This is a genomic window from Streptomyces sp. NBC_00631 (assembly GCF_045206895.1).
In the GTDB taxonomy this organism is placed as follows: domain Bacteria; phylum Actinomycetota; class Actinomycetes; order Streptomycetales; family Streptomycetaceae; genus Streptomyces.
In genome coordinates this window covers 3,983,507-3,999,144 of record NZ_CP107734.1, presented here as the reverse complement: position 1 = coordinate 3,999,144, position 15,638 = coordinate 3,983,507, and the positions used below count along the sequence as shown (strand labels likewise).

The 15,638-nt window shown below is 72.0% G+C and carries 15 protein-coding genes; 5 read left to right on the top strand and 10 right to left on the bottom strand.

Translation table 11 applies throughout. The features are described 5' to 3' along the window. Positions 1-309 precede the first annotated feature (309 nt). From OHB00_RS18245 to OHB00_RS18215, 7 genes are all read right to left on the bottom strand, one after another. Entirely contained in the window at positions 310-1,281 is a 972-nt protein-coding gene (locus OHB00_RS18245; RefSeq protein WP_406435955.1) for an N-acetylglucosamine kinase, read from the bottom strand. Further along, positions 1,272-2,540: a 6-phospho-beta-glucosidase gene (locus OHB00_RS18240; RefSeq protein ID WP_406435954.1), complete on the bottom strand. Its 1,269-nt coding sequence runs from the start codon at positions 2,538-2,540 to the stop codon at positions 1,272-1,274. The genes OHB00_RS18245 and OHB00_RS18240 overlap by 10 nt, the downstream gene beginning before the upstream one ends. 6 nt (positions 2,541-2,546) lie before the next feature. Then, on the bottom strand, positions 2,547-3,440 hold the full coding sequence (locus OHB00_RS18235) for a carbohydrate ABC transporter permease (RefSeq protein WP_406435953.1): 894 nt from the start codon (positions 3,438-3,440) through the stop codon (positions 2,547-2,549). Positions 3,441-3,442: 2 nt separating this feature from the next. Next, entirely contained in the window at positions 3,443-4,384 is a 942-nt protein-coding gene (locus OHB00_RS18230) for a carbohydrate ABC transporter permease (protein WP_406435952.1), read from the bottom strand. A gap of 2 nt (positions 4,385-4,386) precedes the next feature. Next, on the bottom strand, positions 4,387-5,730 hold the full coding sequence (locus OHB00_RS18225) for an ABC transporter substrate-binding protein (protein WP_406435951.1): 1,344 nt from the start codon (positions 5,728-5,730) through the stop codon (positions 4,387-4,389). Between the two features lie 73 nt (positions 5,731-5,803). Beyond that, the gene (locus OHB00_RS18220) at positions 5,804-7,015 is read right to left on the bottom strand and encodes an ROK family protein (RefSeq protein ID WP_383704410.1); all 1,212 of its coding nucleotides are present in this window, start codon (positions 7,013-7,015) and stop codon (positions 5,804-5,806) included. 441 nt (positions 7,016-7,456) lie between these two features. Continuing rightward, positions 7,457-8,560, bottom strand: coding sequence for a mechanosensitive ion channel family protein (locus OHB00_RS18215; protein ID WP_406435950.1), 1,104 nt, complete (start codon positions 8,558-8,560; stop codon positions 7,457-7,459). Positions 8,561-8,921: 361 nt separating this feature from the next. Here OHB00_RS18215 and OHB00_RS18210 point away from each other — a divergent pair, with 361 nt between their 5' ends. After that, positions 8,922-9,458: an HNH endonuclease gene (locus OHB00_RS18210; protein ID WP_181805740.1), complete on the top strand. Its 537-nt coding sequence runs from the start codon at positions 8,922-8,924 to the stop codon at positions 9,456-9,458. A 36-nt stretch (positions 9,459-9,494) separates the two neighbouring features. Here the strand turns inward: OHB00_RS18210 and OHB00_RS18205 are convergent, their stop codons facing one another. Next, the gene (locus OHB00_RS18205) at positions 9,495-9,899 is read right to left on the bottom strand and encodes a hypothetical protein (RefSeq protein ID WP_406435949.1); all 405 of its coding nucleotides are present in this window, start codon (positions 9,897-9,899) and stop codon (positions 9,495-9,497) included. 15 nt (positions 9,900-9,914) lie between these two features. Here OHB00_RS18205 and OHB00_RS18200 point away from each other — a divergent pair, with 15 nt between their 5' ends. The 3 genes from OHB00_RS18200 (at position 9,915) to OHB00_RS18190 (ending at position 13,476) form a co-directional block, all read left to right on the top strand. Next, on the top strand, positions 9,915-10,124 hold the full coding sequence (locus OHB00_RS18200) for a hypothetical protein (protein ID WP_406435948.1): 210 nt from the start codon (positions 9,915-9,917) through the stop codon (positions 10,122-10,124). Continuing rightward, positions 10,125-12,170, top strand: a complete 2,046-nt coding sequence (gene malQ, locus OHB00_RS18195) for a 4-alpha-glucanotransferase (RefSeq protein ID WP_406435947.1) — start codon at positions 10,125-10,127, stop codon at positions 12,168-12,170. It begins immediately after the preceding gene. 262 nt (positions 12,171-12,432) lie between these two features. Continuing rightward, a complete protein-coding gene (locus OHB00_RS18190; RefSeq protein ID WP_406435946.1) occupies positions 12,433-13,476 on the top strand; it encodes a helix-turn-helix transcriptional regulator in 1,044 nt (347 codons plus the stop codon). Between the two features lie 31 nt (positions 13,477-13,507). Here the strand turns inward: OHB00_RS18190 and OHB00_RS18185 are convergent, their stop codons facing one another. After that, complete coding sequence (locus tag OHB00_RS18185; protein ID WP_406435945.1) at positions 13,508-14,473, bottom strand: SDR family oxidoreductase; 966 nt, start codon at positions 14,471-14,473, stop codon at positions 13,508-13,510. A 132-nt stretch (positions 14,474-14,605) separates the two neighbouring features. Between OHB00_RS18185 and OHB00_RS18180 the strand changes: the two genes are divergently transcribed. After that, positions 14,606-14,857, top strand: a complete 252-nt coding sequence (locus OHB00_RS18180) for a hypothetical protein (protein WP_406435944.1) — start codon at positions 14,606-14,608, stop codon at positions 14,855-14,857. An 89-nt stretch (positions 14,858-14,946) separates the two neighbouring features. On the opposite strand, the gene OHB00_RS18175 is transcribed toward OHB00_RS18180, so the two are convergent. Beyond that, a complete protein-coding gene (locus OHB00_RS18175) occupies positions 14,947-15,546 on the bottom strand; it encodes a TetR family transcriptional regulator (protein WP_406435943.1) in 600 nt (199 codons plus the stop codon). Between the last annotated feature and the right edge of the window lie 92 nt (positions 15,547-15,638).

Sequence of the window (15,638 nt, the reverse complement as noted above, 5' to 3'; positions counted from 1 at the left end):
TGACCTCCCCCATGGTCATCCGGTCGCCGCCCAGTATCGCCGCCCGGACTGACATTCGGCACCGGCCTTCACTGGATCTTGATCGGATCGCAGCGGAACCCCTGCCCATGAATACGCCGGGGGGATCGGTTCGGTTCCGGAGGGGTGGTGACGGTGCGTTCCGGGGCGCGGGCCAGGTGGGGGCTTGTCGCGCAGTTCCCCGCGCCCCTAGAAGACACAGCTGCGGGCAGGCGTGCCGCAGGGCGGCACGGGTGGGCGCAGCGGCACCCTGCCGGCGCCGGTAGGCGTCCCCCCGGCCCGCACCCCGGGTCACCCCTCGAAGTACCCGCGCACCCTCCCCTGCACGTCGGCTCCCGCCCCCACCGCATCCAGCCCCAGCAACGCCGCCCCCAGCACCGGCCGCGCCGTCACCACCCTCGGTACCGCCTTCGGCGCCCGCGCGGCCAGCAGCTCCCGCACCCCGTCGTCCAGTTGCGGATGCCCGCCCGCCAGCACCCCGCCCCCGAGCAGCACCGGCGTCTCCTCGTCCAGCAGCTCAAGGCGCGTCAGCGCGACCACCGCCATGGCCACCACCTCCTGCGCCAGCCGGTCCACGACCGACCGCGCCACCGGGTCGCCGTCGGCCGCCGTCGCGAACAGCACCGGCGTCAACTCGTGCCGGCGGGCGGGCTCGACCTCCTCCCGGTGCAGCGCCTCGATCAGCGCGAGCATGCTGCCGTACCCGAAGTACGCAGGAAGCGCGCGGGCCAGGGCCGTACGCTCCCCGCGGCCGTCCTCCGCGCGTGCCGCGTGCCACAGGGCCTCCTCGGCCAGCCCCCAACCGCCGCCCCAGTCACCGGAGATGCGGCCGAGAGCGGGGAAGCGGGCGGTACGGCCGTCGGGGCGCATGCCGACGCAGTTGATGCCGGCGCCGCACACGACGGCGACACCGCGCGGCTCGGTGACGCCGGCCCGGAGGATCGCGAAGGTGTCGTTGCGGACCGCCACCGTCGTCCCCCACGCGCGCGTGGCCAGCACGGCGGCCAACTGCTCCTCCTCGAAGGGGAAGTCGGCGTTGGCCAGGCACGCCGAGACGTGGGCGGCCGAGGTGACCCCGGCGGCGCCGTACGCCTCGGCGACCGCCGTGGCCACCTCGTCCACGGCCTGCTCCACGCCCACCACCGGCGGCCTGAAACCGCCGGCCCGGGCCGTGGCGAGGACCTCGCCGTCCGCCGCCACCACCGCGACGTCGGTCTTGCTGTTGCCCGCGTCGATGGCGAGGACACTTGCGGTCAGGCCCACGCGAGGTGCTCCCGGTTGTGCGCGATCAGTCGGTCGGTCAGGGCGTCGGCGTACTCGTACTGGCCGATCAGGGGATGGGCCAGCAGGGCCCGGAAGACGCGGTCCCGGCCGCCGCGCAGGGCCGCCTCCAGGGCCAGCTCCTCGTATGCCGTCACGTTCGCGACGAGCCCGGCGAACAGCGGGTCGACGTCCGGGACCGGCATGGGCCTCGGCCCGGCCGCGCCCACCGCGGCCTGGACCTCGATCACCGCGTCGTCGGGGAGGAAGGGGAGCGTGCCGCCGTTGTACGTGTTCACCACCTGGTAGGGGTTGCCGGTGGTGCCGAGCAGTGCCGCGGCCAGGTCGACCGCCGCCTCCGAGTAGTAGGCACCGCCCCGCCTGGCGAGCAGCTCCGGCTTCTCGTCCAGGGCCGGGTCGCCGTACATCTCCAGCAACTGCTTCTCCATCGCGGCCACTTCGGCCGCCCGGGACGGCTTGGTGCGCAGCTCCCGGACCACCTCGTCGTGCGCGTAGTAGTAGCGCAGGTAGTAGGAGGGGATCACGCCGCCGAGGCGGTCGAGGAGCGCGGGGGGCAGCTTCAGGTCGGCGGCGATCGTGTCGCCGTGCTCCCCGAGCAGCTTGGGCAGGACGTTCTCGCCCTCGGGGCCGCCGAGGCGGACCGCCGTCTCCCAGGTGAGGTGGTTGAGGCCGAGGTGGTCCAGGTGGATCTCGGACGGCGTGACGCCGAGCAGGTTCGCGAACTTCCGCTGGAAGCCGATCGCCACGTTGCACAGGCCGACCGCCTTGTGGCCGGCCTGGAGCAGGGCGCGGGTCACGATCCCCACCGGGTTGGTGAAGTCGATGATCCAGGCGTTCGGACTGGTGCGGCGGACGCGTTCGGCGATGTCCAGGACGACCGGGACCGTGCGCAGGGCCTTGGCCAGGCCGCCGGCGCCGGTGGTCTCCTGGCCGATGCAGCCGCACTCCAGGGGCCAGGTCTCGTCCTGCTGCCTGGCCGCCTGGCCGCCGACGCGCAGCTGGAGCAGCACCGCGTCGGCGCCCTCGACGCCCGCGTCCAGGTCCGAGGTGGTGACGATGCGGCCGCTGTGGCCCTGCCTGGCGAAGATCCGGCGGGCCAGTCCGCCGACGAGCTCCAGGCGTTCGGCGGCCGGGTCCACCAGGACCAGTTCCTCGATGGGCAGGGTGTCCCGCAGGCGTGCGAAGCCGTCGATGAGTTCGGGGGTGTAGGTCGAGCCTCCGCCGACCACAGTGAGTTTCATACGTGGTTAACCCTTCACTCCGGTGAGCGTGACGCCCTCGACGAACGCCTTCTGGGCGAAGAAGAAGACGAGGATCACGGGGGCCATGACCAGCACGGTCGCGGCCATGGTCAGGTTCCAGTCGGTGTGGTGCATGCCCTTGAACGACTCCAGGCCGTAGGAGAGGGTCCAGGCGCCCGGGTTCTCCGAGGCGTAGATCTGGGGGCCGAAGTAGTCGTTCCAGGCGTAGAAGAACTGGAACAACGCCACCGCGGCGATGCCCGGTTTCGCCATCGGGATGACCACCCTGAGCAGTGTCCTGAGGTCGCCGCAGCCGTCCACCTTGGCCGCGTCCAGGTACTCGTTCGGGATCGTCATCAGGAACTGGCGCAGCAGGAAGATGGAGAACGCGTCGCCGAACGCCATCGGCACGATCAGCGGCCACAGGGTGCCGGAGAGGTCCAGCTGCTTCGCCCAGAAGAGGTACATCGGGATGATGACCACCTGCGGTGGCAGCATCATCATCGAGATCACCAGCATCAGGGACAGATTGCGGCCCCGGAAGCGGAACTTGGCGAGCGCGTACGCCACCGGGAGCGAGGACACGACGGTCAGCACGGTGCCGAGGCCCGCGTAGATCAGGGTGTTCTTCCACCACGTCAGGAAGCCCGGTGTGTCGAACACCTTCCGGTAGTTGCCCCACTCCCAGGTGTGCGGGATCAGGTCCCGGCTCAGTGCCTGGCTGTCGCTCATCAGCGACGTCAGGAACACGAACACGAAGGGCAGGGTGAAGAACAGGGCGGCGGCGACGCCGAGGGAGTGGACCGCCACCCAGTTCAGCAACTCCTTGCGGCGGGCGGTGCGTTCGGCGTCCGACACCGGGGCCTTCAGCTCCGCCGGCCGGTCCAGTACCTGGGTCATCGTCAGTCACCTGCCTGGATGAGACCGCCCCGGCGCCGCATCAGGAACGCGGTGAACACCATGGACAGGGCGAAGAGCACGAGGGCGACGACACACGCGGAGCCGTAGTCGAAGCGCTGGAAACCGAGGTTGTAGACCAGTTGGGGCAGGGTGAGCGTCGACTTCTCGGGATAGCCGGGCTCGAACTGGGTGCCCGCGCCCTGGATCACGCCCGAGGCGACCTTTCCTGCGATGAGCGGCTGCGTGTAGTACTGCATCGTCTGGATGACACCCGTGACGACCGCGAACATCACGATCGGCGAGATGTTCGGGAGGGTGACGTACCGGAACCGCTGCCACGCGGAGGCGCCGTCCAGTTCCGCCGCCTCGTACTGCTCCGTCGGTACGTCGAGCAGCGCGGCCATGAAGATGACCATCAGGTCGCCGACGCCCCACAGGGCCAGCAGGGTCAGGGCCGGCTTGGACCAGGTCGGGTCGTTGAACCAGCCCGGAGCCGGGATGCCGACCTTTTCCAGGAGCGAGTTGACCGGGCCCGTACCGGGGTTGAGGAGGAACGCGAAGGCCATGGTCGCCGCGACCGGCGGGGCCAGATAAGGCAGGTAGAAGAGGGTGCGGAAGACCCCCGTACCCGTCTTGATCTTCGTGATGAGCATGCCGACGCCGAGCCCGAAGACGACCCGGAGCGACACCATCACGACCACCAGCCACAGGGTGTTGCGCAGCGCGGGCCAGAAGTAGGGATAGTGCTCGAAGACGTACGTCCAGTTCTTCGTGCCGGTCCACGTCGGCGCCTTGAAGCCGTCGTAGTGCATGAAGGAGAAGTAGACCGTGGAGATCAGCGGGTAGGCGAAGAACACCGCGAACCCGATCAGCCAGGGCGACATGAAAGCGACCGTACGAAGCGCCGACCTGCGGCGCCTCGACGCGAGCGTGATGGTGCTCATCGCTACTTGGCCTGCGCGATGTCCGTGTCGATCTGCTTGGCCGTGGCCTCCAGACCGGACTTGAGATCCTTGACCTTGCCGCTCTCGTAGTCGTATCCGAAGTTCTGGATCGTCGCCAGGTACACACCGCCGTTGATGGAGGCGGGAGAGGTCGTCGAGTTCGGGTTGGCGGCGATGTCAAGGAAGGTCTTGAAACGCGGGTCGTACTTCAGCTCCGGCGACTTCAGCGCGGCCAGCGTGGACGGCACGTTGTGGATGGCGTTGGAGAAGTTCACCACCGCGTCGGTGTCCGTGCTGATGTACTTGACGAACTCCCAGGCCGCGTTCTGCTTCTTGCTGGTCGCGGCGATACCGGCGATGGTGCCGGTGATGTAGCCCTTGCCGTACTGCGCGACCTGGTCGTCCGGTACGGGCAGCGGGGCGACGCCGATGTCGAACTTCGGCTTGGCCGCGAGCGCCATGCCGAGCCGCCACTCGCCGTCGAGCTGCATGGCGACCTGACCGGTCTGGAAGGGGTGCTTGTCGCCCCACTCGTCGCCGAGCGTCGACCGGTACTTCTCCAGCTTCTGGAATCCGCCGAGTTCGTCGACGAGGTCCTTCTGCAGCGTGAACGCCTGGGTGAAAGCGGGGTCCTTGGCGATGTCCGACTTTCCGTCGGCGGTGAAGTACGTCGGCGAGAACTGCGCCGCGTAGTGCTCGGTCGTGGTCTCCCAGCCGTGGTAGTCCGGCATGAAACCGAGCTGCTTGTAGCTGTCGCCCTGGTTGATCGTCAGTTTCTTGGCGTCCTTCTGGAACTCGGTCCAGGTCTTCGGCGGACTGGTGATGCCGGCCTTCTGGAACGCCGTCTTGTTGTAGTAGAGGCCGTAGGCGTCCCCGAGCAGCGGAACCGAGCAGCGGTTGCCGTCGTACTGGGTGTACTCGTTCATCGCCTTCGGGAACGTCGTCGCCGGGTCGATGCCGGCCTTCTTGAAGAACGGGTTGAGGTCGACCAGCGCGCCCGAGGAGCAGAACTTGCCCACGTTGTTGGTGGTGAACGACGAGATGACGTCCGGGGCCTTGTCGCCGCCGCTGCGCAGCGCCTGGTTGATCTTGTCGTCGGTCATGTTGCTGACGACGTTGACGTGGATGTTGGGGTGCGCCTTCTCGAACCCGGCGATCAGTGCGTTGACCGCCTTCACCTCGTTCGGGGCGCTCCAGGCGTGCCAGAAGTTGATGGTGGTGTTCGCGGAGGCGTTGTCGTCGGCTCCGGAGGAGGACTGGCCGGTACAGGCGGTGAGCAGGGCCAGCGAACTGGCCGCCGCGGTCAGGGCAAAAGCCGTCTTTCGGGCAGCGGAGGGTATGGGCATGGCGAGATCTCCCGAGGCGGGCGGTGAGCGAGGGAAGGAAGGGCGGTGTGGCTGTGCGGGGGTCTGAGGGGACTCAGCGCGAGGTGTCGAAGACCTCGTCGCGGGTGGTCGCGAGCGCGCTCTCCAGCGCGCCGCGCAGCACGGGGTGTTCACGGACGTCGCCGACGACGAGCCGCGGCCGGGCGGCCGCCAGCTCCTCCAGCTCGGCCTGGACGAGGGCGCGCAGCACCTCGCCGCCCGAGGTCAGGGCGGTGCCGCTGAGGACGACGAGTTCGGGGTCGAGGACGGAGACGAGGGAGGCCAGACCGGTGGCGAGCCGGGTCGCGTAGGTCCGCAGCAGCTGGTGGTAGGGCCCGGTGGCGTGGTCGGCGGCGCGGGCGACGAGTTCGGCGGCCGCCTCGTCGTACGGCCCGTCCGGCAGGTCCTCGATGCCCAGTTCGCGCGCCAGCCGGGGTACGGCCTGCGAACCGGCGAGTTCCTGGTAACCACCGCTGTTGGCCTTGGTGACCTGGCGTACCAGCGGGGTGCCCGGCACCGGCAGGAAGCCGACCTCGCCGGCGCCGCCGGTCCAGCCGCGGTGCAGCCGGCCGCCGAGGACCAGGGCGGCGCCGAGGCCCTCCTGGTTCCACAGCAGCACGAAGTCGCCGTGGCCGCGGGCCGCGCCGAGCCGCTGTTCGGCGATGGCGGCGAGGTTGACGTCGTTCTCGTACTCGACCGGCATCGGCAGCGCGGCGGCGAGGTCGTCGAGCAGCGCGGGGGAGTGCCAGCCGGGCAGGTGCGAGGCGTACCGCAGCCGGCCGGTGTTGGGGTCGAAGGCGCCGGGCGTGCCGATGACGACGCGGTGCACGTCGTCCCGGGCCAGCCCGGCCGCCTTCACGGCGCCGTCGAGGGCGTCGGTGACCTGCCGTACGACGGACTGCGCGGAGCGCCGGCCGGGGGTCGGCAGCTCGTACTCGCCGACCGTGCGGCCGGTGACGTCGGCGACGGCGGCCCGGATCCGGCCCGGGTTGACGTCCAGTCCGGCGGCGTGGGCGGCGGCCGGGTTCACCGAGTACAGCTGGGCGTTGGGGCCCGGCCGGCCCTCGCTGGTGCCGGTCGCCAGCACCAGGCCGGCCGCCTCCAGGCGGGCCAGCAACTGGGAGGCGGTCGGCTTGGAGAGGCCGGTGAGCTTGCCGATCCGGGTGCGCGACAGCGGGCCGTGCTCCAGCAGCAGGTCCAGTGCGGCGCGGTCGTTCATGGCGCGGAGCACGCGCGGGGTGCCCGGCGTACCGGCGGTTCCTGCCATGGGTTCGACACCTGCCTTTCCAGCCGCTCAGTTTCCCAGTGACCTGGGTGATCGGTCCACCCGGGTGACCCGCTCGAGGCGTCATCCGCCGATCACTGTTAGGAAAGTTTCCTGTTGGCTGGAAAACGTAGGCCGCCGGAAGGAGAGCGTCAATAGCCCGCCGGGGCGGCAACCCAGTCGTTACCTGGGCTTGGACATGCGAAGGGCCCGCCCGGAGGATCCGGGCGGGCCCCGCAGGGTGTCGCGGCGGCGGTGGGCCGTCACTTCACCTTGACGTAGTCACCGGTGGCCGTCGCCGCCGCGGTGGTCGTGCCCGCGAAGACGTACTGGCAGGGAACCTGGAGAACAGCCTCTTCCGGGGTGCCGCGTTCACGGTGCTCTGCCAGATAGCGCGCACGCTCGAAGGCCGATGAGCAGAGGGTCGCCCAGTCGCCCGTTCCGCTACCTTCCCGCGGACGCCGACCGCGGCGAAGCGATCGGGGTCGTCGCCGCCACCTGGGGCGAGTCCGAGTCGGAGAACGCCGACGGTGCCGCCACCCCGGACGTGCCGTCAGGGGTCTCCTCGTCCAGGAGCACGGCCGTCTCGCCGCCCACGATGCGGATGTGCGCCGCGTCGAACGCCCGCTTGATCCGCCAGCGCAGCTCGCGCTCCACGGTCAGCGCCTTGCCCGGCATGGTCTTCGCGGAGACGCGCACCACCATCGAGTCGATGAGCACGGAGTCCAGGCCGAGCACCTCGATCGGGCTCCACAGGACCTCGTTCCAGGGCTCTTCCTTGGTCATCTTCTCGGCGACCTCGTCAAGGGTGGCCCGGACCCTGTCCAGGTCCTCGCCGGCCCGCACGGTGACGTCGACGCCCGCCGTCGCCCAGCCCTGCGAGAGGTTGCCGATGCGCTTGATCTCGCCGTTGCGGACGTACCAGATCTCGCCGCTCGCCCCGCGCAGCTTGGTCACGCGCAGACCGACCTCGACCACCTCGCCGGAGGCCACCCCCGAGTCGATCGTGTCGCCGACGCCGTACTGGTCCTCCAGGATCATGAACACGCCGGACAGGAAGTCCGTGACCAGGTTCCGGGCGCCGAAACCGATCGCGACACCGGCGACACCGGCGGAGGCCAGCAGCGGCGCGAGGTTGATCTGGAAGGCCGACAGCACGGTCAGCGCGGCCGTGCCCAGGATCACGAAGCTCGCCACCGACCGCAGCACGGACCCGATCGCCTGCGAGCGCTGCCGCCGCCGCTCGGCGTTGACCAGCAGCCCCCCGAGGGCCGTGCCCTCGCCGGACTCGACGGTCCGGTTCATCCGGTCGATGAGTTTGGTTATCGCCCGCAGCACGACCCTTCTGAGCACCACTGCGATCACCAGGATCAGCAGCACCTTCAGACCTGTCGCCAGCCAGGTCGACCAGTTCTGCTCGACCCAGCTCGCGGCGTTGGTGGCGCTCTCCTGGGCGTCCTGGAGCGTGGGCACCGCCGGGGTCGGCGAACCCGAGGGGGTCGGCGACGGCGACGAACCGGCGGCCAGTAGGACGGCGGGCAAGGACACGGCGGGTACCTCCAGGCGGTGCGCTACTGCCCTCCGGCACGGCCAACAGGTTCGGGTACGGCTTTCAAGGTCACGGAAAGGTCACCGGACGGGCAGGAACACCACACTAACGGGGCATTGTGTGTGGGCCCGGCCGTTACGAGAAGGAGAGACCGTGCTCACGCCTCTTCTCGCCACCGCTCACCACCGCTTGCACAGGCCCGCTTGAAAAGGGGTGGGACCGGGGGATGAATGCGGTGTGGTCGAAAACACTCCCAGCCCGTTACCGGGAGATGGTGGCGCGTCCACCAGGCATGAGGGGAGACTGGCCACAGATCGTCCCGGCGCGAGCCACGCGCCGCCGACGCCCAAGGAGGCACCCGTGCCGCATGTCCTGGTCCTCAACGCGTCGTACGAGCCGCTCGGCGTCGTACCGCTCCGCCGCGCGCTCGTCCTCGTCCTGGAGAACAAGGCAGTCGCCTTGGAGGAATCCGGCGCCTATATGCACAGTGCGACCGTCACAGTCCCCGCACCCAGCGTGGTCCGGCTCAAGCGATTCGTACGGGTTCCCTACCGGGGGCCCGTTCCTCTCACCCGCAGGGCGCTCTTCGCGCGCGACGGGGGCCGGTGCATGTACTGCGGTGGCGTCGCAACCAGCGTCGACCACGTCATCCCGCGCAGTCGCGGGGGTCAGCACGTCTGGGACAACGTGGTGGCGTCCTGCCGCCGCTGCAACCACGTCAAGGCCGACCGCCATCTCTTCGAGATCGGCTGGCGGCTGCGGCACAAACCAGCCCCGCCCACCGGCCTGGCCTGGCGCATCATCGGGACCGGCCATAGGGACCCGCGCTGGCTGCCGTACTTGCAGCCGTACGGCGCGGACGACGCCCTGGCCCGGATCGACGGCATCTCCGCCTGACGATCCGGGCCTTCGCATACCCCCGTGGCTGCCCGTTCAGCCACGGGGCCCTTCGGCACGCGCGCCCCGTACGACGAACAGCGCGCCGCCCACCGCGAACGCCCCCAGCGCCGCCGCCCAGGCGCCCGGTTGCGCCCCCGGTTGCACCGGCCACACCCACACCGTCACCGCGCTTCCGCGCGCCCCCGCCGAACCCGGATACACGGCACTCAGGTGACCGAACGCCGGCAGCCGGCTCAGCCGGGCCCCGAACAGCGCGGCCGCGGCCGCCGTGACACCCGTATCCCAGCGCCGCGCGTCACCGCCCGCGCCGTCGTCCTTCCAGCGGTCGATCACCCGGACGCGACCGGTGCACGGGGCGGGACCGGCCGTCACGCGTGCCCTCGCGACGACGGGGTAGGGCTCCTTCGACCCGGCATTCGCCGCCGTACCCGACGTCATGACGAGGAGGCCGCCGTGGCCGCAACGGTTCATCATCCGATCCCGGCCCAGTTCAAACCCCCGGTGCGGACCGAGGGGGAGCCCCACCTGTGCGTGTTCAGCGCCGAGAGCACATGCGCCGAGGCCCCGCTGACCAGTGAGCCGCCGCTGCCCGACGCCGAGCCCCTCACCAGTGAACCGCCGCTGGCCGACGCGGTCCCGCTGACCAGCGAGCCGGGGTTGTAGATGAACGAAGCCCTGGACCCGGGGCTGTGCCGGCTCGCGGAGCTGCACGGCGTCGCCACCTCCTACAGCCCCGCCCCGGACCGTACGGTCGCCGCCTCCGCCGGTGCCGTGACGGCCGTGCTGGGCGCCCTGGGCGTCGACGCGAGCGGCCCGGAGGCCGTCCGCACCGCGCTCGCCGACCGGGAGCGGGAGCTCGCCGGACGGCTGCTGCCGCCGACGGTCGTCCACTGGGCGGGCACCGGCGAGATCGCCCTCGGCCTGCCCGCCGGCACCCGCCTGGAGGTGCGGACGGAGGACGGGGAGAACCGGGACGATGTGCGGGACCTGCCGCCCGGGGTGCATCTGCTGACCGTCACCGCCCCCGACGGCCGCACCGCCCGCGCCCACCTGATCGTCGCCCCCGACCGGCTGCCCACCCCCGCCACCCGCTCGTACGGCATCCTCGTCCAGCTCTACTCGCTGCTGTCCCGCCGCTCCTGGGGCATGGGCGACCTCGGGGACCTCGCCGAGCTGGCCGACTGGGCCGGACGCACGGCCGGGGCGGGGTTCGTGCAGGTCAACCCGTTGCACGCGGCCGTGCCCGGAGCCCCGACCGATCCGTCGCCCTACCGGCCGTCCTCCCGCCGGTTCCCCGACCCGGTGCACCTGCGGCCGGAGGCCGTCCCGGAGTACGCCCCCACCCCTTCCGCCGCGGACCGTGCCGGGCGGCTGCGCGCCGCCGTCCTCGACCAGGGCGCCCTCATCGACCGGGACGCGGTGTGGGAGCTGAAGCGCGAGGCGCTGGAGGCGGCGGCCGCCGCGCCCCTCGCCCCCGAACGGCAGGCCGCCTACGACGCCTTCCGCGCCGCGGAGGGACAGGCCCTGGAGGACCACGCCACCTGGTACGCGCTCGCCGAGCGGCACGGCTCCGACTGGCACCGGTGGCCCGAGGCGCTGCGCGACCCCCGCTCACCGGAGACCGCCCGCTCCCGCGCCGAACTGGCCGACCGCGTCGGCTTCCACGCCCGCCTCGCCTGGCTCACCGTCACCCAGCTCACCGCGGCCCAGCGCGCCGCCCGCGAGGCCGGCATGCCGGTCGGGATCGTGCACGACCTGGCCGTCGGCGTGCACCCCGTGGGCGCCGACGCCTGGGCCCAGCAGGACCACTTCGCCGCCGGGATGTCCGTCGGCGCCCCGCCCGACGCCTTCAACGCCCGCGGCCAGGACTGGGGCCTGCCGCCCTGGCGCCCCGACCGCCTCGCCGCCTCCGGCCACGCACCCTTCCGGGAACTCCTGCGCGCCCTCTTCCGCTACGCCGGGGCCCTGCGCATCGACCACGTGATGGGCCTGTTCCGGCTGTGGTGGGTGCCGCAGGGCGGCCCGCCCACCGAGGGCACCTACGTCCGCTACGACGCCGAGGCCATGCTGGCCCTGCTGGCCCTGGAGGCGACCCGGGCCGGGGCGGTGGTGATCGGGGAGGACCTGGGCACGGTGGAGCCGGGGGTGCGCGAGACGCTCCAGCGGCACGGGGTGCTCGGCACGTCCGTGCTCTGGTTCGAACGGGACTGGGCGGGCGACAGCCGCCCACTGCCCCCGGAACGCTGGCGCGCCGACTGCCTCGCCACCGCCACCACCCACGACCTGCCGCCCACCGCCGCCCGCCTCACCGGCGAACACGTCGAACTCCGCGACCGCCTCGGCCTGCTCACCCGCCCGCTCGCGGAGGAACGGGCCGAAGCGGCGGCCGACACCGCCGAGTGGCTCGCCCTGCTGACCCGCCTGGGCCTGCTCGCCGCGTCCGAGTCCGGCGACGAGGAGGCCGAGATCAGTGCCGTCCACCGCTTCCTGCTGCGCACCCCGGCCCGCATGATCGGCGTCTGGCTCCCGGACACCGTCGGCGACCGCCGCCCCCAGAACCTCCCCGGCACCTGGGACCAGTACCCGAACTGGCGCCTGCCCATCGCCGACACGAAGGGCCGCCCGGTGACCCTGGAGGAGCTGACGGCCTCGGAGCGGGTACGGGCGCTGTTCCGGACCCTGCACACGGACAGCCCGGCCACGGCGTGACGACGACCGCCCGGTCCGCGACCGGTCCGGCCACGGCGGGCGGAGGTCTACCGGGCGGACGTGGACCGGGGCGGACGTCTACCGGGCGGACGTGGACCGGGGCGGACGTCTACCGGGCGGACGTGGACCGGGGCGGACGTCTACCGGGCGGATGCGGACCGGGGCGGACGTCTACCGGGCGGATGCGGACCGGGGCGTGACGTCCGGGCAGGCGGAGGCGGCCGGGGGCCGTGCCGGGGCGCCGGTCCGCGATCCTTGAGTCATGCGTGCCGCCCGTCTGATCCGCATGGCGCTTCTCGTCCAGTCGAGCCCCGGGATGACCGCCGACGCCCTCGCCCGCGAACTGGACGTCTCCAGGCGCACGGTGATCCGCGACGCCCAGGCGCTGCAGGAGGCGGGCGTCCCCCTCCGCTCCGACCGCGGCCGCGCGGGCGGCTACCGGCTGGCGCCCGGCCACCGGACCCGGCTCACCACGCTCCACCCCACCGAGGCGGAGACGCTCTACCTCTCCGGCCTGCCCACCGCCCTGCGCGACCTGGGACTGGCCGACGCGGCGGACACCGCCCGGCTGAAGCTGTCGGCCACCCTGCTCCCCTCGCTGCGCGCGGCCGCCGAGTCATCGGTGCGCCGCTTCCACCTGGACGCCCCGGCCTGGTTCCGTGAACCGTCGGCACCGGAACTGCTCCCGGAGCTGGCCCGCGCCGTGTGGTCCGACCGCACCGTGGAGCTGGCCTACGCGCGGCCGGCCGGGGACGGCACACCGCCCCGCACGGTGACCCGCCTGCTGGAGCCGTACGGGCTCGTCCTCAAAGCAGGGGTCTGGTACGTCGTGGGCCGCGTCCCCGCCGAGCGGACGACGGGCCGGGACGGCATCTGGCGTACCTACCGCGTCGACCGCGTCACGGCGCTCTCGTCCGTACCCGGCGCCGGCGAGCCCTTCGTGCGCGATCCGTCCTTCGATCTGGCCGCGCACTGGCGGGCCCAGGCCACCGAATTCGCCCGGGCGCTGCTGCGCACGACCGTCACCGTGCGGCTGACCGGGCGCGGCCTGCGGCGGCTGCCCGCCGTGATGGACCCGGCGGGCGTGGCCGAGGCGCTGGCGTCCGCGATCGCGAGCGCGCCGGACGCCGCCGGGCGGGTCACGCTCGACCTGCCGGTGGAGTCGGAGGACGTCGCCTTCGGCCAGCTGACCGGGCTCGGCGCGGATGCGGAGGTGCTGGCCCCGGCGGGCCTGCGCGCCCGCTTCCGCGAGCACGCGCGGGCCCTGGCCGCGCTGTATGACGCGGCGCCCGGGGACCAGCGGTAGTCGGCGGGGGATCGGCGCTTGTCGCCGGGGATCAGCGGTAGTCGTCCGGTGAGCCGTTCTTCCCGCCGAACCTGACCTCCTCGAAGTACGCCAGGGCGTCCGGCCGGCTGCCGTCCACGTCCCGTACGCCGTACGCCCTGGCCAGCTCCCCGCTGGAGGTGGACCTGCCGTTCCAGCGGGCGGCCCGGTCCGGATCGGCGGCGAGCGCGGCGACCGCGCGGGCGAGGTAGTACGGCGACTCGGCGACGGCGAAGTCCGGTTCCCGGGCGACGGCGTCCCGCCAGTTCTCCTCGGTGACGCCGAAATGGCTCAGCATCTGCTCCGAGCGCAGGTAGCCGGGTGTGACCGCGACCGCCGTGCCGCCGTACTCCGCCAGTTCCTCGCCCAGCCCGAACGCGATGCGGATCGGCGCGTTCTTCGCGAGGTCGTAGTAGAGGTTCTCGCGGTAGCGCCGGTTGAAGACCGCCGTGCCGTCGGTGACCTCCACGTGCAGCGGCGCGGCCGAGCGGACCAGGAGCGGCAGGGCGAGTGCCGCGGTGATCAGGTGCGAGCGCACCCCGAGGTCCAGGATGCGCAGGCCGTCGGCGAGCGGCGTCTCCCAGCTCTTCTTGCCGAAGACGGAGCCGACGAGCAGGTGCTCGCCGCCCCAGAGGTCGTTGACGAGGATGTCGAGCCGCCCCTGTTCGCGGTCGATCCGCTCGACGAGGACCCGGACCTGGTCCGGCTCCAGGTGGTCGGTGGGCACGGCGATGCCGGTGCCGCCGGCCGCTGTGACCAGCTCCGCGGTCTCCTCGATGGTCTCCGTGGTCCGGCCGACCTCGCTGGCGTGCCCGCGGGTGGTGCGGCCCGTGACGTAGACGGTGGCGCCGGCCCGGCCGAGTTCGACGGCGAGGGCCCGTCCGGCGCCGCGGGTGGCCCCGGCGACGAGCGCGATCCGGCCGGCGAGCGGGCCGGTGTCCTGGGTGGCGGTGTCCTGGTTGCAGGTGTCCTGTTCCATGGCACCACGGTGCCCGCCAAAGGTGACAGGTTCCGTCACCTTTTTCCGGGAATCCTCCCCGGCGCCGGGTGGGGGCGGCTTACAGGTACCCCGGGCGCGCGTCCCCCGGACGGGCCAGCTAACTTTGGCTTCGTGGACAAGAAGAACGCCCTGCGCGCCGGCGCCCTGGCTGCCGGTACGACGCTGATGATGCTGCTCATGTCGTCGCCCGCCCTCGCGCTCACGCGTGACGACGGTGACGACCCCGGCAAGGGCCTGAGCGTCATTCAGACGCTGGGTCTCTACGTCCTGATCCCGCTCGTGCTGTTCGGGGTCATCGCCGGCCTGGTGATGGTGCTGGACAAGTCCAAGGTCCGGGTCGTCAAGCCGAAGGCCAAGGCGTAGGCCCGAGGCCTCCAGCTCCACCGAGGGCGCCGGCCGACCTCCGTACGTACCGCACGTACGGGAGCCGACCGGCGCCCTCGGCGCGTTGTTCAGGGGCTCGGCGCGGTCAGGTACCGCTGTACGGTCGGCCCGAGCCACGCCACGATCTCCTCCCGGGCCAGCGCCACGACCGGCGGCAGCCGCACCACGTAACGGGTCAGGGCGAGCCCCAGCAGCTGCGCCGCGCACAGCCCCGCCCGGGCCGTCACCTGCTCGGGGTCCGGGCAGACCTGCTGCGCCACCGGCACCACCTGCTCCCGGAAGATGCCCTGCAGGCGCTCGGCCCCCGCCTTGTTGGTGACGGCGACCCGCAGCACCGCGGTGAGCTCCTCGTTCGCCTCCCAGACGTCCAGGAAGTGGCCCGTCAGGGCCCGCCCCACCTCGGTGCGCGGCACCTGGGACATGTCGGGCATCCGCAGGTCGAGCGTGACGGCGGCCGCGAAGAGGCCGTCCTTGCTGCCGAAGTAGCGCATGACCATCGAGGGGTCGATGCGGGCGTCCTTGGCGATGGCGCGGATGGTGGCGCGCTCGTAGCCGTCGGCGGCGAAGCGTTCGCGGGCGGCGGCCAGGATGGCGGAGCGGCTGGCGTCGGAGCGGCGCGCCGCCGGGCCGTTCGCGGAAGACGAGCTTCTACTGGGGGTGCCGGTCATGTCAACGAGCGTAGGCCAACAAACGTAGGCCAACAAGTGTTGACTGCCGAATGGGCGCGACCTAGGCTTGTCAACAATCGTTGGCCAACAGG

Coding starts and splice junctions, on each gene's coding strand:
- OHB00_RS18240 (WP_406435954.1), bottom strand. CDS start 2,540: ATGAAACTCACTGTGGTCGGCGGAGGCTCGACCTACACCCCCGAACTC.
- OHB00_RS18235 (WP_406435953.1), bottom strand. CDS start 3,440: ATGACCCAGGTACTGGACCGGCCGGCGGAGCTGAAGGCCCCGGTGTCG.
- OHB00_RS18230 (WP_406435952.1), bottom strand. CDS start 4,384: ATGAGCACCATCACGCTCGCGTCGAGGCGCCGCAGGTCGGCGCTTCGT.
- OHB00_RS18225 (WP_406435951.1), bottom strand. CDS start 5,730: ATGCCCATACCCTCCGCTGCCCGAAAGACGGCTTTTGCCCTGACCGCG.
- OHB00_RS18220 (WP_383704410.1), bottom strand. CDS start 7,015: ATGGCAGGAACCGCCGGTACGCCGGGCACCCCGCGCGTGCTCCGCGCC.
- OHB00_RS18205 (WP_406435949.1), bottom strand. CDS start 9,899: ATGACGTCGGGTACGGCGGCGAATGCCGGGTCGAAGGAGCCCTACCCC.
- malQ (WP_406435947.1), top strand. CDS start 10,125: ATGAACGAAGCCCTGGACCCGGGGCTGTGCCGGCTCGCGGAGCTGCAC.
- OHB00_RS18190 (WP_406435946.1), top strand. CDS start 12,433: ATGCGTGCCGCCCGTCTGATCCGCATGGCGCTTCTCGTCCAGTCGAGC.
- OHB00_RS18185 (WP_406435945.1), bottom strand. CDS start 14,473: ATGGAACAGGACACCTGCAACCAGGACACCGCCACCCAGGACACCGGC.
- OHB00_RS18175 (WP_406435943.1), bottom strand. CDS start 15,546: ATGACCGGCACCCCCAGTAGAAGCTCGTCTTCCGCGAACGGCCCGGCG.